At 39.7% G+C, this 19,406-nt stretch carries 17 protein-coding genes; 11 read left to right on the top strand and 6 right to left on the bottom strand.

Annotated elements, in window-relative coordinates; translation table 11 throughout:
- Positions 1-81 precede the first annotated feature (81 nt).
- Entirely contained in the window at positions 82-1,119 is a 1,038-nt protein-coding gene (locus tag CS931_RS00445; RefSeq protein ID WP_099203793.1) for an aldose epimerase family protein, read from the bottom strand.
- Positions 1,120-1,184: 65 nt separating this feature from the next.
- Positions 1,185-2,144, bottom strand: a complete 960-nt coding sequence (locus CS931_RS00440) for an ROK family protein (protein ID WP_099203792.1) — start codon at positions 2,142-2,144, stop codon at positions 1,185-1,187.
- Between the two features lie 285 nt (positions 2,145-2,429).
- Here CS931_RS00440 and CS931_RS00435 point away from each other — a divergent pair, with 285 nt between their 5' ends.
- Both CS931_RS00435 and CS931_RS00430 read left to right on the top strand, forming a co-directional pair.
- Positions 2,430-3,407, top strand: coding sequence for a lactonase family protein (locus CS931_RS00435; protein WP_099203791.1), 978 nt, complete (start codon positions 2,430-2,432; stop codon positions 3,405-3,407).
- Positions 3,408-3,690: 283 nt separating this feature from the next.
- Positions 3,691-5,145, top strand: a complete 1,455-nt coding sequence (locus CS931_RS00430; RefSeq protein WP_099203790.1) for an NADP-dependent glyceraldehyde-3-phosphate dehydrogenase — start codon at positions 3,691-3,693, stop codon at positions 5,143-5,145.
- Between the two features lie 180 nt (positions 5,146-5,325).
- On the opposite strand, the gene CS931_RS00425 is transcribed toward CS931_RS00430, so the two are convergent.
- The 3 genes from CS931_RS00425 to CS931_RS00415 all read right to left on the bottom strand — a co-directional run bounded on the left by CS931_RS00425 (position 5,326) and on the right by CS931_RS00415 (position 9,085).
- Positions 5,326-6,654 carry a glycoside hydrolase family 5 protein gene (locus CS931_RS00425; protein ID WP_099203789.1) on the bottom strand — a complete coding sequence of 443 codons (1,329 nt, stop codon included), beginning with the start codon at positions 6,652-6,654 and terminating at the stop codon, positions 5,326-5,328.
- Positions 6,655-6,780: 126 nt separating this feature from the next.
- Positions 6,781-7,491 (bottom strand): response regulator transcription factor, encoded by a 711-nt coding sequence (locus CS931_RS00420; protein ID WP_242964864.1) that lies wholly within the window; start codon positions 7,489-7,491, stop codon positions 6,781-6,783.
- A 1-nt stretch (position 7,492) separates the two neighbouring features.
- Positions 7,493-9,085 (bottom strand): ATP-binding protein, encoded by a 1,593-nt coding sequence (locus CS931_RS00415; RefSeq protein ID WP_099203787.1) that lies wholly within the window; start codon positions 9,083-9,085, stop codon positions 7,493-7,495.
- 234 nt (positions 9,086-9,319) lie between these two features.
- Between CS931_RS00415 and CS931_RS00410 the strand changes: the two genes are divergently transcribed.
- From CS931_RS00410 to CS931_RS00395, 4 genes are all read left to right on the top strand, one after another.
- Complete coding sequence (locus CS931_RS00410; protein WP_099203786.1) at positions 9,320-10,615, top strand: ABC transporter substrate-binding protein; 1,296 nt, start codon at positions 9,320-9,322, stop codon at positions 10,613-10,615.
- Positions 10,616-11,008: 393 nt separating this feature from the next.
- Positions 11,009-12,340 (top strand): ABC transporter substrate-binding protein, encoded by a 1,332-nt coding sequence (locus tag CS931_RS00405; RefSeq protein WP_099203785.1) that lies wholly within the window; start codon positions 11,009-11,011, stop codon positions 12,338-12,340.
- 128 nt (positions 12,341-12,468) lie between these two features.
- Positions 12,469-13,386: a carbohydrate ABC transporter permease gene (locus tag CS931_RS00400; RefSeq protein ID WP_099203784.1), complete on the top strand. Its 918-nt coding sequence runs from the start codon at positions 12,469-12,471 to the stop codon at positions 13,384-13,386.
- Between the two features lie 33 nt (positions 13,387-13,419).
- Positions 13,420-14,277 carry a carbohydrate ABC transporter permease gene (locus CS931_RS00395; RefSeq protein WP_306341520.1) on the top strand — a complete coding sequence of 286 codons (858 nt, stop codon included), beginning with the start codon at positions 13,420-13,422 and terminating at the stop codon, positions 14,275-14,277.
- 125 nt (positions 14,278-14,402) lie between these two features.
- Here the strand turns inward: CS931_RS00395 and prfB are convergent, their stop codons facing one another.
- Positions 14,403-15,533, bottom strand: coding sequence for a peptide chain release factor 2 (gene prfB, locus CS931_RS00390; protein ID WP_099203783.1), 1,131 nt, complete (start codon positions 15,531-15,533; stop codon positions 14,403-14,405).
- Positions 15,534-16,047: 514 nt separating this feature from the next.
- Here prfB and CS931_RS00385 point away from each other — a divergent pair.
- The 5 genes from CS931_RS00385 to rpsR all read left to right on the top strand — a co-directional run bounded on the left by CS931_RS00385 (position 16,048) and on the right by rpsR (position 19,360).
- A complete protein-coding gene (locus tag CS931_RS00385; RefSeq protein ID WP_099203782.1) occupies positions 16,048-17,100 on the top strand; it encodes an RING finger protein in 1,053 nt (350 codons plus the stop codon).
- Positions 17,101-17,146: 46 nt separating this feature from the next.
- Complete coding sequence (locus tag CS931_RS00380; protein WP_099203781.1) at positions 17,147-18,022, top strand: UTP--glucose-1-phosphate uridylyltransferase; 876 nt, start codon at positions 17,147-17,149, stop codon at positions 18,020-18,022.
- A 152-nt stretch (positions 18,023-18,174) separates the two neighbouring features.
- Complete coding sequence (gene rpsF / locus CS931_RS00375) at positions 18,175-18,585, top strand: 30S ribosomal protein S6 (protein WP_099203780.1); 411 nt, start codon at positions 18,175-18,177, stop codon at positions 18,583-18,585.
- A gap of 25 nt (positions 18,586-18,610) precedes the next feature.
- Positions 18,611-19,060, top strand: coding sequence for a single-stranded DNA-binding protein (locus CS931_RS00370; RefSeq protein WP_099203779.1), 450 nt, complete (start codon positions 18,611-18,613; stop codon positions 19,058-19,060).
- 39 nt (positions 19,061-19,099) lie between these two features.
- Positions 19,100-19,360 carry a 30S ribosomal protein S18 gene (gene rpsR, locus CS931_RS00365; RefSeq protein WP_099203778.1) on the top strand — a complete coding sequence of 87 codons (261 nt, stop codon included), beginning with the start codon at positions 19,100-19,102 and terminating at the stop codon, positions 19,358-19,360.
- The last annotated feature ends 46 nt before the right edge of the window (positions 19,361-19,406 follow it).

Below are 19,406 nucleotides of genomic sequence, written 5' to 3'. Positions count from 1 at the left end.
AATCAGAATACCCTTACAATAAACTTTTTTCCGTCTCTGTATAGATGAAAAAGGCAGAGATTTTCTCTCCGCCTTTTGTCTTTATCGAACTGAGAATTGGTAGACTGTTTCAGAAACAAATTTTTCTCCAGGTTTAAGGGTACTAAATGGAAAATCTTTCTGATTAGGCGAATCGGGATAATATTGTGTTTCCAAGCAGAATGCACAATGAGGCTTCATCGGGCTGCCATCTTTGTTCTTGCCATCTGCTGTATTGGCGGTGTAAAGCTGAATGCCCGGCATATCCGAAAAAACCTGCAACACTCTTCCGCTCGCCGGATGATAGGCCACTGCCGCTTCACGCAATCCGCTTCCCTCTACACACAAGTTATGATCAAATCCGCCGCACATCTTCAGTTCTTCTGCAGCAATATCTTGCCCAATTAACTTTGCTTCTCTAAAATCAAGCGCTGTACTCTCAACCAGTACCAATTCACCAGTTGGAATCAAACCTGCTGATACAGGCGTTGTCTTCTCGGCATGAATTTGCATTTCTGTATCCAAAACATCTTGCTCATGATTGCCCGAAAGATTAAAATAAGCATGCTGTGTGGGGTTAAATATTGTTTCTTTATCCGTTTCAGCCTCATAGCGAATCTTCCACTCATTATCGGCTGTCAGCTGATACGTAACCTTTACTGTCAGTTTTCCAGGAAAACCTTCATGACCATCTTCACTGACAAGGCCAAATGTAATTGAGGGTGTTTCAGAATCATCCATTCTAATCATATCAAAAAACTGATGAGCAAAACCTGTTGGACCACCATGCAATGAATTTTCACCGTCATTTTTCTCAAGAGCATAGGTCTTTCCATTAATTGCAAAGGCTGCCCCACCGATACGGTTGGCATAACGCCCTACAAAGGTACCCTGAAAATCTTTTTTGTATTCTTCTAAAGTAGCATGCCCTAAAATGACGTCAGCAAGCTTTCCAGTTTTATCTGGAACCATCAACTTGGTTACACGGCATCCATAAGGAATTACCTCTAAAGTCATACCTGAAGCATTGGTCAAAACATAACTGTCTATCTCGCCATTAGTAGAAAGAGCACTGCCAAATGTTTTTTTCTGAATGGACATAAAATACCCCCAAACTGAATTTGTTTACATTAAATTTAGTCTACGCACACGCGTAATGATTCAACTCACACTTTCACACCTAACATAGCCGCACCAATCACACCAGCATCATTGCCTAGCTCAGCTTTACAAATCACTGTCTTTTTAGCTGAATTCATTGCATATTGCTCTTTGGCAACAAACTCACGCAAAGGAGCCAGCAAAGTTTCACCTTCGTTGCAAATACCGCCGCCAATGCAAACAACATCAGGCTGGAATATATTAATCATGTTAGTCAGACCGACACCAAGGAAATAAATATATTCATCTACTACGGCTTGACCAATGGCATCGCCGGCACGCATAGCATCAAAAGCAGTTCTGCCGTTCACTTTGTTAATATCGCCGTCGATGAGTGTCCAAAGGGCAGAGTCCTTAGGTGCATCTTTCATATGTTCTTTGGTGATTTTAATCAATCCTGTTGCAGAGGAATAACTCTCCCAACAGCCGTCACGTCCACAGGTGCAAGGTTTTCCGCCTGCCACGATGACAGTATGTCCCAATTCTGCGCCGGCAAAGTTGCTGCCTGAATAGAGCTCATGGTTGATAATAATGCCGCCGCCAAGACCTGTTCCCAATGTGATTGCCATCGCATTGTCAGAACCTTTTAGTGCACCGGCAATATATTCGCCATATGCTGCCGCATTGGCATCGTTTTCTAAAAGAATCTCTTTGCCGCCTAATCTTTCTTGCATTAATTTGCGCAGCTCTACATTTTTGAAGTAAAGATTGTTAGCAAATTCAATAACACCTGTTACAGGATTGATGGTTCCAGGACAGCCAAGTCCCACCCACGGTACATCATTCAGTGTCAGGTTCGCTTCTTTCAGCACACCATTTACCGTTTTGACCAAATCATCAGCAAACTCTTCTGGTTCACTGGGGACTTTCGTTTTTGCTCTGAATTTTGCGATAATTTTGTAGTTTTCATCTACAATGCCAGCCACCAAATTTGTGCCGCCAATGTCAATTCCAAGATAGTGCATACATACTCCTCCAAATTGTAAATACAGATTATTGTTAAATTATAGTATACTAAATTAACTATCTATTGTAAACGGCTATTGAAAAAATTTTTATCTATTGCTTATTCGATTTTCATCCATTAAAATTAAATAAACATTTCCTTTTCTGCCATTCGATTTACAAATTTTTTGCGTCTATTTTTATTCTTTTAATTTGCATTTCTAATCATCTACCAAAGTAGAAATGCTCTGCCATTTTCAACCTTTCTTTCTCTTATATTTTAAAATTTCAAGGAGGCTAAGTCGATGACACACAAAAATTACCAACTTTATATTGCATCAGGCGCAGATAACGGCGGCATCTATCATTATCGTTTTAACGAAAGTGGCGAAAGCCATTTAGAGAATTTTTATCCAATCGGAAAAACGATGTATCTTGCTGAAGAAAATAACTGCCTCTATGCCCTCGCTGCTATTTCAAAAGAAAACGATGGCGGCCTGACTTCTTTTTTAATCGAAAAAGACGGCACACTTTCTAATCAGACTGATTTTATCCCGACAAAAGGAAAGGAAGTCTGCCACTTACTCGTTGACCAAGGAACTGTATACTGTGCCAACTATGATTCTGGCAGTTTGATTTGCTTACCTGACCATTTGATTCAACATAGCGGTCATAGCGTTGACCCCGAGCGGCAAAGTTCAGCACATACTCATTTTGTCGGTGAGACCCCAGACAAACTTTACCTTTGTGTTGTCGATTTAGGACTTGATAAAATTATACTATATGATAAAAACTTACAGTTTGTTTCAGAGGTAAGTGCGCCTATCGGCCACGGCCCTCGTCACGTTGTTTTTTCAAAAGATGGTAAAACCATGTTTTGCGCTAATGAGCTGAAATCGACCATTTCTGTTTTTTCTTATGAAAAAGGGAAGCTTCATCTACTTCATACGATTTCGTGTCTGCCTGAAGATTACACCGGCGAGAGCTTTGCAGCAGCTATACGACTTTCAGAAGACGGGCAATATCTGTTTGTTTCCAATCGAGGTCATAATTCGATTGGCTGTTTTAAGGTCAACGGGGAATCTTTAACCGCCGTTAGCTTCACTGATTGCGGTGGCAACTGGCCCAGGGATTTTATTCTCCACGATAATTTACTTTTCTGTACTAATGAGTATTCTCATCAAGTAACTATTTTTGAAAGAGACCGTGCAACACTTTCTAAACTAAACCTTGAGATTTCTGTACCCTCTCCTCTGTCTATCTTGGCATTTGAAGAAAAATAATTATTTTGGAATCTTGCTTTTATAATCACAAATTTTAATTGGGGCATACTATATATTTTATAGGTACATTTTCTTACCAGTTAATCTTGTTTTGCTTGCCTACACTTCGTGAAAATCATATGATTCACTTCACATCAAACAGTTAGCTTTGTGCCATTCTCCAAAAATTTAATTTATTCATAGTTTATTCATATATCTACATGCTTTCTATGGTATTTCTATTAATAACAAAATTGCGAGAGATTCGCATTTTTAGATGCCACATGAAAAGGAGACATCAATTATGTTTGAACAAATTCATGCTAATCATGTTTATCGGTGTTTGGTCAATGGTCAATGGAAAGAAACCTCTGCCCACTCTCCTATAGAAATATTCGGTCCGGCCGATCACACCCAAGTCGGTTTCATTCAGTCTTTTTCAAAAGACGATGTAGACGAAGCCTTTCAAGCTGCTAAAGCTGCACAAAAGAAATGGGCTGAAACACCCATTAGTGTTAGAGCGCAAATTCTTCACCGTTGCGCTGATTTAATGGAAGAATATGAAGATGAAATCGCCGCTATTTTGTCCGTTGAAATTTCAAAAGACATTGCTTCTGCGAAATCTGAAGTACACCGTACCGCTGATTTTATTCACTTTACAGCAGATGAAGGCAAACACATTGAAGGCGAAATGGTTGGAGCGGATCACTTCCCCGGTTTTAACAAAAGACGTTTTTCTATTGTCACCCGTGTGCCCCTTGGCGTTGTGCTGGCCATCTCTCCCTTCAACTATCCAGTCAACCTGTCGGCTTCCAAAGTTGCTCCGGCGCTCATGGCCGGCAACAGCGTTGTCTTGAAGCCGCCGACTTCAGGTTCAATCAGCGCCCTTTATATGTCTGAAATCTTCCGTGCTGGCGGTATTCCTGACGGCGTGCTAAATACTGTTACGGGCTTAGGTTCTGAAATTGGCGATTATCTCGTCAAACACCCTCTTGTTGATTTTGTGAGCTTTACCGGCAGCACTTCTGTCGGCAAACACATTGCCAAACAGGTCGGTATGATTCCCCTACTGATGGAACTCGGCGGAAAAGATGCTGCCATCGTGTTAGAAGATGCTGACTTAGACGAAACAGCCAGAGATATTGTTTCAGGAGCTTATAGCTATTCCGGTCAACGCTGTACCGCTGTCAAGCGTGTTCTTGTTATTGACAGCGTAGCTGATGAACTGATTGCTAAATTGAAAGAAAAAGTAGAAGCTTTAAAAGTGGGCATGCCGCATGAAGATGTACAGGTAACTCCCCTTATCAATACAAAAGCCGCTGACTTTGTGCAAGAACTCATTGACGATGCCCTCACAAAAGGCGCTGAGCTGCTTTGCGGCAACAAGCGAGAAGGCAACCTAATTTACCCCACTCTTTTTGATAAGGTGACAACAGATATGCGCCTTGCATGGGAAGAACCTTTCGGCCCTGTTTTGCCAGTGATTCGCATTAAAAATGCGGAAGAGGGTATTGACATTGCCAACCGTTCTGAATATGGACTGCAATCCTCCGTCTTTACCAAGAACATCGATTCCGCTTTCAACATTGCCAATCAGTTAGATGTAGGTACTGTTCACCTCAATAACAAAACCGAACGTGGCCCTGATCACTTCCCCTTCTTGGGAGTTAAATCTTCCGGTATGGGAACACAAGGCATTCGCTACAGTATTGAGGCAATGAGCCGCCCAAAAGTCATTGTCGTAAACTTAGAAAAGTAAAAGTCACATCCCTTTTATAGACATAAAGCATATAAAATGTTAAAACCTCCGATATAACAGTCGGAGGTTTTTTTACTTTTCCATTCGCTTTGCACACTCATCTGTTTCAGTTCCAAAGCTATGTGCCGTTTTCTGCATTTATATGTTAATCATCTTACCAAAATCATATATCTCAATTTTTCAATTCTTTTGCGTGAATTTTTGCAATAGCTTTTGGTAGCAGTCCCAAATCTCACAATTTTCCAACAGGAAAGATGATGGTGCTGTTTTAATTTCTTCCCAAGGAATATCTCGCAAAGTTGGAATGAGGATTTCCTCTTTCTGCATTTCATACAGAATGGCTCTCATACGAAATTGCAGTTTGTAAGCAAGATTTTCGCTGATTCCACCAAATTCTTCTGCCGCAGAATGAATCATGCGCTTGCCTTGTTCCATCTCTTTGTAATGTGTCCATTTCTCGCGCAATTTTTGTGCCAGCTGCATCCAAGGCGTATCCGACTTTGGATAAACCATGCCCATAAAGGCAGCATCTTTATAGGTCCAAATTGCCCAGTTGATTTCATGTTTTTCAAAAATTGCGATGGTATCTTCGAGCAAATCCATGCAGAAATCCATGTCATCAGGGTGCAAATCATAACCGGCTTCTCCACAGATAACAGGACGCTTGAACTGTTCCCGAATCGAAGCTAATCGCAGCAGTCCGCTTTCAAATTCTTCCCATCGCTTTTCTCGGGGCATATCCTTGTCCAGCAGTTTGTCGTTCCACACGGTTGGATAATAGTGAAAGCTCAAAACAATATTGGAGTCATCAAAATGGTTCAAGCCGCTAAAATCCATGGCAAACATATCGCCCTCGAGCACAATCGCATGATTGGTATCGTAGCGGCGAATTTCAGTAATTGTCTCCTCATAAAAGCTATTCATGGCTTCCCAAGAAGCCATACTGGGCTCATTGAGCAAGTCATATCCCAGCAAATATTCATAGGACGAAAAACGCTTGGCAATTTCGCCCCATAGCTTTGTCATCTGATGGCGCAAAGCCGCAAACTCCCAAAACTGCGGTATACCCGAACGGTTATCACTATGCCAATCTGGATTTTGCCCCCCTGGTGTCGTATGTAAATCAGGCATGACAAAGATTTTATATTCCTCGCAAAAATCCAATAATCTTTTCATCATAGCAAAGCCATATTCTAAATATTCACCTGTCTGCTCATTTAAAAAGATTCGATGATTAAACGGTACTCTAATGAAATTAATGCCGGTATCTTTTAAAACTTGAAAATCTTCCGCTTGCAAAAAGCTTTTGAAAAAATCATCAAAGAAATTTTCTGCATTCTCTTCCCCATAAACTTCTGTAAATGATTGACGAATCATACTGTCAGGTGTAGGAATTCCCAACATAAAATGCTCCATATTTAGCCAACTGCCGACCCCTAACCCTCTCAAAAACAAGGGCTTTTCTCCAAAATAGAGTCGAGTATCTTTTGCCTTAACGAACTGTTTCATACATTTCTCCTATTCATACCCTACGATTTTAAAACCGCAATGCTAACTGAACTTTATCCATTTTACAAGATACTATAAAACTACTCCTAGGTAAAGGGTTATTTTTTCTAATCAAGCGTTATTCTGTCACGCTTTTTCGTCCCCTAGGTGCTTCATGTTATGCAAATATTCAAAAACATTCATGCTGTTGAGTAGTTCAAGCACTTCAACAATATTGGACATCTCAAATTTTTTCAGAATATTATGAATTTGTGTTTTGACCGTTGACATCTCTACATAGCGAACCTCACAAATCTGCTTGCGCGTATAGCCTTTATTCAGCAAATCTAAAATATCGACCTCTGTTTGTGTTAGCTGGGTAATCAGGTGCAGACAATACAATAAGCTTTTTTCAGCTTTATAAATCCGCTGAAACTCCGAGCGAATTTTCTCTGCAATCACAGGTCGAATCGGCGAACGGTTATAATAAGCATCTTTGATACAAGTTATAATTTCTTCGGGATTCGAATTTTTCAGGATATAATCACACACGCCCATTTGAAACGCATTAAAAATGGTTTCATCATCCTCATATACCGTTAAAATCACAATTTTAGTATCAGGGAAATGATGCAAGATTTCTCTGGTAGCATCAAGCCCTGATGTTCGGGTTTCCATTTCAATATCCATCAAAATGACATCCGGCCGATGTATACCCACCAGTAGCACAGCCTCATAACCACTTTGTACAGCTGCCACTACTTCAATATCTGCTGCTTTTTCTAATATTTTTGTATACCGCTTCATAATCGGCAAAATGTCTTCTGCCACCAATACTTTAATTTTATTGTTTTCCAATTTATCCCTCTCCATTAAATTTAGGCTGTTTTATTTTTGCTTTTTTAGTTCGTCTTCTAGAGAAAAATTGATCCATACTTAGATATGCCTTTTGCGCATTGGCTGGTAAAAGCAAGTCAAAAGTAGTGCCTTTGCCCACTTCACTGCTTACATCAATTCTTCCATTAAAAGCTGAAATCACACTGTGGGTTAAAGTTAACCCTACACCCCAATTTTGTGTCATCGGTTTGGTAGAAAAAAGAGGTGTGAAGATATTGGCTAAATCTTTTTTTTCAATCCCTTTGCCGGTATCTGCTATGCGAACAGTAACCCAGCGAAGACTGTAATGCACCGAAATATGCAACTCTTTTTTTTCACAGGTATCCATCGCGTCAGAAGCGTTATAAATCATTTCGATGAGTGCCTGTTCAAAGTAAATCGGATCTACAAACAGGTAAGGCGATGGTTTTTGACAGTTGACCTCTACTGTAATTCCCTTTAACGGTTTTGATTTTTCTACATAGGCAAGTGCAGATTGAATCACTTCATCTGCCGATACCCGTTTAATATGCATCGAATTTTCTCTTATGCTCTTATGAATGCCGTCTAGCTTCTGATAAATTGTTTCGCATCTGCTGAGAAGCCCTTCAACAGATTCACGGTTTTCTTCATTGACCGGAATCGTTTCGACCTCTGCTGAAATTGCCAGAATCTCATTTTTGATGTAGTGGCAAAAAAGCCTGGAAGAAACATTGGCGGCCTGTATACTTCGACTGACCTCCATATGGGTAATATCCATGTTTCTTTTTGTTACAGAAAGAGAAAAATAAGCAACAGCAAATAGCAGTAAAAGCGACAAGACAATATAAGGAAAATAGCGAAAATAATTCATGCTAGTGGTATTCATAATCGGCCTAAATGTAATTAAATCAGCCACCTTGGAATATTTAATAATGGTGCCGGGGATACGATAAAAAAACAACATATAAGTAAAGAGCAACAACGCATATACCAGTGTAACCAACAATAAATTCATTCTGAGCAATTTGATTTTTAAATAGGCTATCAGTTCTACGCCTACCAACACAATACAAATTAGCTGTATCACCAGATAAATCACATTTGAAAAATCACCAATCGCCAAAAATATATTTTCTATGGTCTTTGCATGAAAAAATCGGGGATATAACCATCGATAGACAGCAATATAAAATTGCGGATCAAACACAATTGCTAACAGAATGCAAAAAACGCCACAGCCTGTTAAAATAATTTTTTCGGCTTTCTTGCTTGTTTTCTCATAAAAAGAAGAAGCAAATAAGACGTTACACATTAAAAAGAACAATGAGCATAGGTTTAAAATTCTAAGCAAAGCCATTTTTGATATTTTAAGCGAATAAAGCCAAAGTACAATTTTTCTGGGAAACGGAAAATAATCTAGAAATACGCCAAGATGTAAGGAATCTTTGCAAACATACAGCAAATAGAAACACATCGATAAAATATAACTGATTGTCACAAGAGAAAACAAAACAGTCAGTTTGGTTTTGTTTTTTTGGAACAGACTTAAAAAAACAAGCAATGCCGCAAAAATAATTAATACTATGTAGACCATTTGCTCTCCCCTTTCTTCTTACAAAGTCATCTTGATAGGCTTGCAAAAAACATCTTTCACTCTCAAAATAGAAACAAAATAAATCTTACTCTCCTATCATATCGTATAAAGTCAACAAAAACAAACAAATTTCTCTTTTTATTTATCTCTCTTGACGAATTTCATTTTTTTATGCTATCCTGATATTATATAGGTACCTATTTAATAGTAGCTTTTTTATGGAGATAAAGAAAGATGAAAAAATCTAAACTGCTTTGTCTATTGCTTGTTACCATTCTTCTTTTGTCTATGCCTTCTTGTGCGGTATCAGAAAGCGTAAATTCAGAGTCCCCTTTAGCAGATAATCAAAAAGTGAAAATTACTCTTTTTGATTCCAGCGACAATGTTGGTTTGACGGATAAGATTGTTCATGCTTTTAATGAGACTTCTACCACTAGTTATGTGTCAGTCTATTATATCAACAACAACCTTTATGACAATGAGATTCTTGAGCGTCTGCAAAGCGGCGATGATTCTATTGATTGTCTTTACATTCGTCAGCCTTGCCAAACCAATCAACTTGGTACACGTCGTTTGACTTTGGATTTGAAGGAATATATTTCTCATTCTGATTTAGATATTTCTAATTTTGGCTCTACTGCTGAAATCGTCACCATGGATAACCGTGTATATGGACTGCCTCGTATTAAATCAGCATGGCTGCTTTTCTATAATAAAGCAATTTTTGACGACGCCGGCTTACCTTATCCCACTCAAATGACATGGGATGAATACGCAGATTTATCTCTACAGCTTACAAAAGTAAATGCTTCCGGTAAAAAATCTGTTTGGGGCGGTTTTATTCCCTTTTGGACAGTGAACTTGGGAGCTGCCACTGCCGGAGAATATTTGACAGACGACGAATTACCTATTACGCAGAAATATATCCGCTTCTTGAATCGGGTTTATAACATTGACCACTCTAATCCAGATTCTCTGACTATGGCAGACCCCACTAGCTTTTATTCTGACGACATCATTACTTTTTTTGAAGACAACAAAGTTGCTATGATGATTAACGGCGATTGGGCTACCATGCAAATCCATAACGATGAAAAAGCTCGTGATTTCTCTTTGGATTGGGATATTGCACCGCTTCCTGTTTTTGAAGATGTTCCTGCGGGTTCAACTGCCGGCGGCTGTTCTTATCTTGGCATTTCTTATTACTCTAATCACCCCAGCGAAGCGTTTAAATTTGCTTCGTTCTACTGCGGTGAAGGTGGAGCAGACATCATCGCCCAATATGCTGCCTGCCCTGCCTATTTCACTGATAATTCTGCAAAAATTTACCTTCAAAATGCAAATGTGCCTGGTGCAAAATACTTCTTCCAATCCTCCATCTCAAATGAAGAGGGGGCTCACATCTACTACCGAGAATTGAACCAGCTCTTCAAGGACGAAATTAGGTTTTATTTGAATGGAGAAGTTGACTTTGATACTGCCTTTGACTCCTATTTTCAAAAGAGAAGCGATATTTTGAACCAGGAGTAGCAAAAGATATGCTGCTGTTTTTTGAGAGCTTCTTTGTCTTTCTAACCAATCCTCAATAGCAACCTATTTATGTTTGCAATAGAATTAGGGTGGATAAAATATCCACCCTAATTCTATTGCAGTCGGACTAAATTTGCCAAAAAAGATGATTTTAGCCTTTAAACGGGTCGATCCTATCTGTTTAAAAACATTATTGTAACTTTTATCGCCTGTTTCATGATTGAGCGTTCACAGAATTTCCCTCTTGTTGATATTTACTATTAAATATACAATAATTATATTGAATTCGTGGATTACAACAATATACACAACTATATTTCTTGTTTAAAAACGTCCTGTCTGTTTTCAAATGAGAGTAATCCACAGCAATAAAATAATAAAGGTGGTAAAGCTATGAAAAGATTGTTAACTCTATTATTGTCAGCAACTATGATTTTCTCACTCGCCTCTTGTGGGTCTGATCAGGGAACATCTTCTGCTGAACCTAGCAAAGAATCTTCTGCCGCTGAAAGTGTCAGTAGCAAAGAAGAATCCAAAGAAGAAGGCAGCAAAACTAACTCCGATGATATTATTATTAATTTCCATGAGCATTCTGACAGTGAAGGTCTTGTCGACAATTTGATTGACGAGTATAATGCCATGGATAACGGCGTCACCATTGTTAAACATATCATTCCTAATGATGATTATGATGACAAACTAAAGGTTTTAACAGCTGGTGCGTCTGGCGAACTTGATGTGTTTTGGGTTCGTTCACCTAGCCAGGTAAAACAGTATATGGCAAACGATGCACTGCTTGATCTCACAGATTATGCAAAACAAAGTGGCCTTGATCTTTCTCCCATTGAGAACACTACTTTGGTTGGAGCCAAAAATGCTGATGGCAATTTCTTTGGTATGCCCACCACAGGATCTTGCTGGATGTTATTTTACAACAAAGATCTTTTTGATGCCAAGGGTTTAGAGTACCCAATCGATTTGACCTGGGATGAATATGCCACACTCTCTAAACAATTAACTGCCGAAGAAAATGGAACAAAATATTGGGGCGGTATCATCCCTAACTGGACACTTAACTTAGGCGCAACTTCAGTTGGAGAATATTTAACTGCTGAAGCACCGATGGAGAATACCAGAAAATACATGGAAGTCTTACATAAACTCTATGTAGAAGATAAGAGTAACCCCGGAATTGCTGAGATGAGTGCTGGTACATTCGACATTAACTCCTATTTTGGCGCAGGCAACATTTATATGATGGTCAACGGCGACTGGGAATTCAACTTGTTAGACGTACCTTTCGAATACGGTGCCGCTCCTCTGCCAGTGTTTGAAGGTGCTGAAAAAGGATCTACCGTTGGTCAATCTTCTTACCTGTGTGTTTCTGCCAATTCAAAACACCCACAAGAAGCTTATGATTTCATTGAATTTGCTACCACATCTGATGCCGGTACTTCTATCTATGCAAAAACTAAGAACGTGCCCAGTTACAGCACAGATGCCGCTCTAAGTGTTTACAAAGATCTTGTCAAGGTAGACGGTGTTGATTATCGCTTCTCTGCTAAAATTAATGATGAGCAAGGCACAGAAGCCAATTATCATGACTTGAACGAAGCTTTTAAACAAGAAATGGAACTCTATCTGCTAGATGAGCAATCTGTTGACGAAGCTTTTGAGAACTATTTCTCATTGCGAGATGAATCCATAGCCAACTCTGCTGAATAAGTTGATTTCAGCAGCCGAATAGCTGATAAAACGCGCCGGCGCTAAAGAGTCCCTCTCCGAGATTCATCTCCAGAGATTCCTCTTCGGCGTCGGCTGTTTTTAGCAAAACTCATTGAAGGAGATTCATTATGACAACTGCAATAGAAAAGAAAAAAAAGAAAATGGGTTCTGCCGCAAAAAAAGAAGCTTTAACCGGTTATCTTTACTTGCTGCCTAATTTCATCGGGTTTCTTATCTTCATCGCACTTCCTATCGTTGCCGGTTTTTTTATTAGTTTTACAAATTATACTGGATTCAAAGCTCCAAGCTTTGTTGGCTTCAGCAATTATGCAAAAATGTTTAACGATTCACAGTTTAAAGCCGCTTTGGTGAATAACCTCGTTTACTCTTTAACAAGTGTACCGCTCACGATTTTGGCAGGCCTATTATTGGCTCTTCTACTGAATAAAAAATTACCTGGACAAAGTTTTTTCAAAACAGTTTATTTTTTCCCAAATTTGACTTCTATGGTTGCCATTGGTTGTGTTTCTATGCTTTTATTTGAACCAACACAAGGACCTATTAATAATTTACTTCAGTTTTTAGGAATGTCTGCCGATCACTTACCAAAGTGGTTCTTTTCAACTAAAACAGCCCTATTGACGGTCGTTTTAGTTGTAGTCTGGAAGCAGGCCGGTTATTATATGATTCTCTTTATAGGTGGCTTGAAAAATATTCCTCCTCACCTTTATGAAGCTGCTAAAATTGACGGTGCCAACTCTTGGCAAACTTTTAAAAACGTAACTTGGCCGATGCTGTCTCCCACCACTTTTATGTGTACCATTTTGTGCATTATCGGTTCTTTCCAGATCTTTGACATCATCAACGTTACGACCGAAGGGGGCCCCGGCAGGGCAACTACGGTGCTTGTCTTCCGCATTTATAAAGAGGCTTTTACCAACACAAAAATGGGATATGCCTCTGCCATCGCTTATTTCCTTTTTTTGATTATACTGGTTGTCACCTTAATTCAGTGGCACGGGCAAAAAAATTGGGTAAACGAGTAATTTGCCACTATCAAGAGAAAGGATGATTATACGATGATGACCAAACAAAAAACTTCTGCTCACTACAAAAGGAATCAGAAAGCCTTCACTGTAACTCGTTTTATCTTGTCTTTGCTGGTTGCTTTTATTATGATTGTTCCATTTGTATGGATGGTGAGCGCTTCTTTCAAGCTAAACACAGAAATATTTGAATATCCCGTCAAATGGATTCCTGAAGTATTCAGACCTGACAACTATGATAAAGTTTGGAATAAAATTAACTTTCCTACTTATTTTCTTAACACTCTAAAACTGGCTGTTATTATTACCGTCACACAGCTGTTTACCTGTTCTCTTGCTGCTTATTCCTTCACAAAGCTGCGTTTTCCGGGACGCGACAAGCTATTTTTAGGCTACCTTGCCACCATGATGGTCCCGTGGCACGCAATTATGATTCCGCAGTTTATTGTAGTCAAAACTTTGAATCTCTATAACACCCACACCTCTTTAATTCTGATTCATGCCTTCAGTGCTTTTGGCGTATTTTTGCTTCGACAAAATATGCTTAGTATTCCTGACAGTCTGCATGAAGCTGCCAAAATTGATGGCTGCGGCTATTTTAGAACGTACTGGAGTATTATTCTTCCCCTAACAAAGACTGGTCTTGCCACGCTCATGGTTCTCACTTTCAATAATATTTGGAATGATTACATGGGACCCATGATTTATTTAGACAGTGATAAGCTCAAAACCATTCAGCTCGGTCTTGCTCTCTTTAAAGAAGAATTCAGTGCAGACTACGGTGCTATTATGGCGGGCACGGTCTGTTCAATTATTCCGATTGTTATTGTTTATGCAGCAGCACAGAAATATATTGTAGAAGGCATTGCTTTTGCCGGTGTAAAGGGATAAGGCGGAAGTAAGAAAACAAATTTATCTTCTTATGTATATCAATAAAAAAACAAAAAGGCTTAATTTCTGTCTTATACAGAGATTAAGCCTTTTTATATGCTATTCAGTTTTCAATCATAATTAAATTAAGAATCAGTCGGTTCGCCCAAAGCGTTTTGGCTAAGTGCCTTTAAATAAGCATTGATAAAGCCATCAAGATCACCGTCCATAACACCATTGACATTTCCGCTTTCAAAGCTGGTACGATGGTCTTTTACAAGTGTGTACGGCATAAAAACATAAGAACGAATTTGGCTGCCCCATGTAATCTCTTTCTGCTCGCCCTTAATATCTGAGATTTTTTCTAAATTCTCTCGAATCTTAATCTCAACCAATTTAGAAACCAGCATTTTCATAGCTACTTCACGGTTTTGATATTGGCTGCGCTCTACCTGACAAGCAACCGTTATACCCGTAGGAATATGAATTAATCGCACCGCTGACGACGTTTTATTAACCTTCTGACCGCCGGCACCACTGGCACGGTAAACTTCCATTCGAATATCATCAGGGCTGATTTCAACACTGTTATCTTCCTCAATTTCAGGCATAACCTCGAGAGAAGAAAATGAAGTGTGGCGCCGCCCTGCTGAATCAAAAGGTGACACGCGCACCAAGCGGTGTACGCCTGCCTCTGACTTTAAGAAACCATATGCGTTCTCACCCTCAACCAAAATAGAGGCACTCTTCAGTCCCGCTTCATCGCCGTCAAGATAATCAAGTGTTGAGACTTTATAGCCGTGACGCTCACCCCAGCGATTATACATACGGAAAAGCATTTCTGCCCAATCCTGCGCTTCTGTACCGCCTGAACCAGCATGAAAGGTTAAAATCGCATTTTTTGCATCATACTGCCCTGTTAAAAGGGTAGAAAGGCGCATGGTTTCAACTTTATTCTGAATTTCATCAAGCTCGGGACGTATCTCGTCAATTAAAGATAAATCTTCGGCTTCATCACCCATTTCAATCAAGGTCATGGCGTCTTCTGCTTTAGATTTAAGTTTTAAATAGGTTTCATCTTTTTGTTTCAAAGCCGCTGTTTTTTGCAGTATTTTTTGTGCTGCTTCCATGTTATCCCAAAAGCCGGGTTCAGCCGCCTTGTGTTCAAGCATTTCGACTTCTTCTCGAAGCTTTTCAAGTCCCAAAGCATCGCCTAGCTGTTCAATTGCATCTTGCTTTTCTAACAGTTCTCTTTTCAGTTCTTCAAATTGAAGCATTTTCTCACCTGTCAACTTTACTTAATTTCTGTTCGTTGACATCTATGGAGATTTCAATCCACACTCCCGTGTGGGGAGCGATACTCTTAAATTGAGATAATGTATCGTTTAATTCCGGATTTCAATCCACGCTCCTGCAAGAGGAGCAACATGATGTCATATCGGCACATATGCGCCGCCGTTTTGGTATTTCAATCCGCACTGCTGCAAACGCAGAATTTTTCCTGAATAGTACTTTGCAAAACTCAGCATACTAAACATTATTTCACCGGAAAACTCAGAATTTATACCACTTTAAAATTTTTCTACATTTATTATACTGGACATCGGCAAAAATGTAAACTGAAAATCTTGCAAAATTTTGACTTGTCGCCTATTCAAGTCTGAATTCTGACAGAATTGTTAACAGTATGAAAATTAACTTCTGATTGATTGCGAAAAAGCTGAAAATGTTGTAAAATAAAGAAAATTAAAGAGTTTGCATGTTGGCAAACTAATTTTTACGGAGGTTTATATGCTGGACTATACTGGAATTAAATGTCCTTGCTGTGATATTGCTTTTCGCAAAGAAGATGATATCGTGGTTTGTCCCCATTGTGGCGCACCCTATCATCGGCATTGTTATGATAAAGCCGGCAACTGCATTTTTGCCGATGAACATGATTCGGGAAAAGAATGGAAAGCTCCTGAAGCCCCACAGGCACCTAACCCGGATACCGAAATAAAAGATAAAGAATGCGCAGTTTGCGGTACACTGAATTCTACCAGTGCGCTCTTTTGCAATCGTTGCGGTTCCCCTTTAATCGGTCAGCCTGAGCTACACCAAAATAGGCAAGAAAAAAACACTCGTGAAGAATCTGCCGCTGAATCACCCGAGGCTTCTTCACCAAATGGATACCCGTTTGTCGGGATGCCCGGCGTATTGCCTTTTGATTTGATGGGTGGCGTCAACCCTACCGAAACAATTGAAGACGATATCACATTTGGTGATATTTCTAAATTGGTTAAACAAAATACCCCTTATTATATGCCCCGCTTTCGTTATATAAAATTAACCAATCGCAATAAATTTAACCTATCCGCCTTTCTATTCGGTGGTTCATGGATGCTTTATCGCAAGATGTATAAGAGGGGTACTCTTTTTTCTATTTTGCAATTTGGTCTTTACTTGGCTTACATTTTTGTTTCTATGTTTATTTCTGCTCCTGCCTTGGCTCAAGCTTTGGAACATGTCGGTGTTGATTATTCGGGAGGATTGTCTCTCACTTCTGTTCAGTGGCTTGCTGTGTCAGATTATCTTATGCAAAACCCCGATATTTATTTTAGGATTTCTTTACAGCTGATTATTTTGGCCGTTCTATTTATCACCTTGCTTTATTGTGGCTTTACAGCCAACAAAGCTTATATGAAACATTGTATTTCGACGATTCGGCAGATTAAAAGCGAAGACGCCGGCCGTGGTGATACCAGTCTTTTACTAGAAGAAAAAGGCGGCGTTAATCTAGGAATTGCCATTTGTATGCTGTTCTGTTATATGATTATCACCAACTTACCCACCTTTATTTAGAAGAAAATCCTATTTGTATAGGAATAAAAGTAATTTGGAGGATGCTATGCAAAAAGTTAGAAAGGCAGTTATTCCTGCCGCAGGTCTTGGGACAAGAGTTCTCCCTGCTACCAAAGCTATGCCAAAAGAAATGCTGCCGATTGTAGATAAACCAGCTATTCAATACATTGTAGAAGAGGCTGCTGCCTCGGGCATTGAAGAAATTCTCATCATTACCAACCGCGGGAAAAGTATTATTGAAGACCATTTCGACTATGCTCCTGAATTGGAAATGAACTTACAGGCAAACACCGCTAAACATGACCTACTCGCCGAATCTGTAAAGACTGCCAAGCTCGCCAACATCTATTTTATTCGGCAAAAAGAAACAAAAGGGTTGGGACATGCTATTCACTGCGCAAAAGAGTTTATTGGCAATGAGCCGTTTGCTGTTTTATACGGTGATGATGTCATTATGGGAGAAAATCCCGTATGTGCTCAGCTTATTCATGCTTATGAAACCTTTGGCAAAGGTGCTGTCGGGGTAAAAGAAGTTTCGAGAGAAGCAATTCGGCAATATTCTTCTTTAAAATTGTCGCCGTTAGAGCAAAATTATTACCACTGCACCGATATGATTGAAAAGCCCGCCCCCGGCGAAGAATTTTCTCTATTTTCTATTTTAGGACGCTGTGTTTTACCTCCTGAAATCTTCGCTATCTTGGCTGAAACCAAACCCGGTGCCGGTGGAGAAATTCAGTTGACTGATGCTATGAGGGAGCTTGCTCGCACAACTGGTATGACAGCAGTTGACTTTGATGGCATTCGCTATGACATGGGCAACAAGCTGGGCATCATGCAAGCCAATGTGGAAACGGCACTGAAACATCCACAGATTGGCGCTGACTTTAGAGAATATTTGAAAAACATTGCAAAAACGCTTTAATTTTCATTTTTAGGGACAAGTTTTCGCTTTAGATTGCTTGACTTAGCTTATATTTGTGATATAATATTATTTGTGATTTTTCGTTTATGACGATATCATCCTTGCTCCGAATTGACTTTCGGGGCCAAATGACCAGAAGGAGGTGCAATACAATGCCAGAAGGAATCAATCAATATGAAACCGTTATCATTCTTTCCGCAAAATTAGGCGAAGAAGGTAACAACACGTTGGTGGAGAAATTCAAAGAGCGCATTGCCGAGCACGGTACTGTTGAAAGTGTTGACAATTGGGGAAAAAGAAGACTTGCTTATCCGATTAATAAGGAATCAGAAGGCTTCTATACTTTAATCAATTTTTCCAGCACACCAGATTTCACAGCCGAGCTTGACAGAAGGTATCAAATTACCGAGGGCGTTCTTCGTACTCTTATCATCAAAAAAGATCCGAAAAAAGCCACTGCTAACAAAGCCCGCAAAGCCAAAACAGACAACAAAAACGTTGATGTTGAAGCCATTGCTGTCGAAGCAACTAACGTTGTAAAGGCTGACGCACAGGCCGAGTAAGTTCACCGAAGAAAGAGGTGCTTTTATGCTGAATGTTGCCGTTATTATGGGTAGATTGGTCGCTGACCCCGAGCTTAGACACACACCGAACGATGTTGCTGTGACTACTTTCACTTTGGCTGTTGACCGTTCTTTTTCCAAAGCGGGTACTGAAAGACAAGCCGACTTCATTGATGTTGTTGCTTGGAGAAATACAGCAGAGTTTGTCTGCAAGTATTTTCAAAAAGGCCGCATGATGGCTGTAAATGGTTCGATTCAAACTCGTACCTATACAGATAAAGACGGAAACAAGCGCAAAGCATTTGAAATCGTTGCCAGTGATGTCAATTTTGCTGACTCCAAACGTGATTCAGCAGGCGGTAGTGATTTTGCGCCGAAAACGACACCGGCATTTAGTGAGCCAGCTTCTGCCTACTCAAGCGGGAGCAATGAAGATTTTGAAGAAATCCAAGGCGACGATGATTTGCCGTTCTAATTTCTTCGTAAAAAAGTAATAGAAGGAGGCTTTTTGGCTATGGCAGATAGAGATAGACCTGATAGAGAATACCGTAGAGGCGGTCCTCGCAAAGGTCGTAGAAAAGTTTGTAATTTCTGCGTAGATAAAGCAGATTATATCGATTATAAAGATATCGCTAAACTGCGCCGTTTTATCTCTGAAAGAGGAAAGATTCTTCCTAGAAGAGTAACCGGTACCTGCGCTTATCATCAGCGTGCTCTTACAATTGCAATCAAACGTGCTCGTCACGTTGCTTTGCTTCCGTACACGAGTGACTGATTCATTTGCATAGAGATGAGATACTTGCTTCACGGCAAGTATCTTT

Source organism: Scatolibacter rhodanostii, assembly GCF_900197595.1.
GTDB classification, from domain to species: Bacteria; Bacillota; Clostridia; order Oscillospirales; family Acutalibacteraceae; genus Scatolibacter; species Scatolibacter rhodanostii.
Note: the sequence above shows the minus strand (reverse complement) of the source record. Positions and strands in the feature narration are given on the sequence as shown.

Excerpts from the sequence above, each read along its gene's own strand:
- CS931_RS00400 (WP_099203784.1), top strand. The coding sequence starts at position 12,469 with ATGACAACTGCAATAGAAAAGAAAAAAAAGAAAATGGGTTCTGCCGCA.
- CS931_RS00395 (WP_306341520.1), top strand. The coding sequence starts at position 13,420 with ATGATGACCAAACAAAAAACTTCTGCTCACTACAAAAGGAATCAGAAA.
- prfB (WP_099203783.1), bottom strand. The coding sequence starts at position 15,533 with ATGCTTCAATTTGAAGAACTGAAAAGAGAACTGTTAGAAAAGCAAGAT.
- CS931_RS00415 (WP_099203787.1), bottom strand. The coding sequence starts at position 9,085 with ATGGTCTACATAGTATTAATTATTTTTGCGGCATTGCTTGTTTTTTTA.
- CS931_RS00430 (WP_099203790.1), top strand. The coding sequence starts at position 3,691 with ATGTTTGAACAAATTCATGCTAATCATGTTTATCGGTGTTTGGTCAAT.
- CS931_RS00435 (WP_099203791.1), top strand. The coding sequence starts at position 2,430 with ATGACACACAAAAATTACCAACTTTATATTGCATCAGGCGCAGATAAC.
- rpsF (WP_099203780.1), top strand. The coding sequence starts at position 18,175 with ATGCCAGAAGGAATCAATCAATATGAAACCGTTATCATTCTTTCCGCA.
- CS931_RS00405 (WP_099203785.1), top strand. The coding sequence starts at position 11,009 with ATGAAAAGATTGTTAACTCTATTATTGTCAGCAACTATGATTTTCTCA.
- CS931_RS00445 (WP_099203793.1), bottom strand. The coding sequence starts at position 1,119 with ATGTCCATTCAGAAAAAAACATTTGGCAGTGCTCTTTCTACTAATGGC.
- CS931_RS00370 (WP_099203779.1), top strand. The coding sequence starts at position 18,611 with ATGCTGAATGTTGCCGTTATTATGGGTAGATTGGTCGCTGACCCCGAG.
- CS931_RS00380 (WP_099203781.1), top strand. The coding sequence starts at position 17,147 with ATGCAAAAAGTTAGAAAGGCAGTTATTCCTGCCGCAGGTCTTGGGACA.
- CS931_RS00385 (WP_099203782.1), top strand. The coding sequence starts at position 16,048 with ATGCTGGACTATACTGGAATTAAATGTCCTTGCTGTGATATTGCTTTT.
- CS931_RS00425 (WP_099203789.1), bottom strand. The coding sequence starts at position 6,654 with ATGAAACAGTTCGTTAAGGCAAAAGATACTCGACTCTATTTTGGAGAA.
- CS931_RS00440 (WP_099203792.1), bottom strand. The coding sequence starts at position 2,144 with ATGCACTATCTTGGAATTGACATTGGCGGCACAAATTTGGTGGCTGGC.
- CS931_RS00410 (WP_099203786.1), top strand. The coding sequence starts at position 9,320 with ATGAAAAAATCTAAACTGCTTTGTCTATTGCTTGTTACCATTCTTCTT.
- rpsR (WP_099203778.1), top strand. The coding sequence starts at position 19,100 with ATGGCAGATAGAGATAGACCTGATAGAGAATACCGTAGAGGCGGTCCT.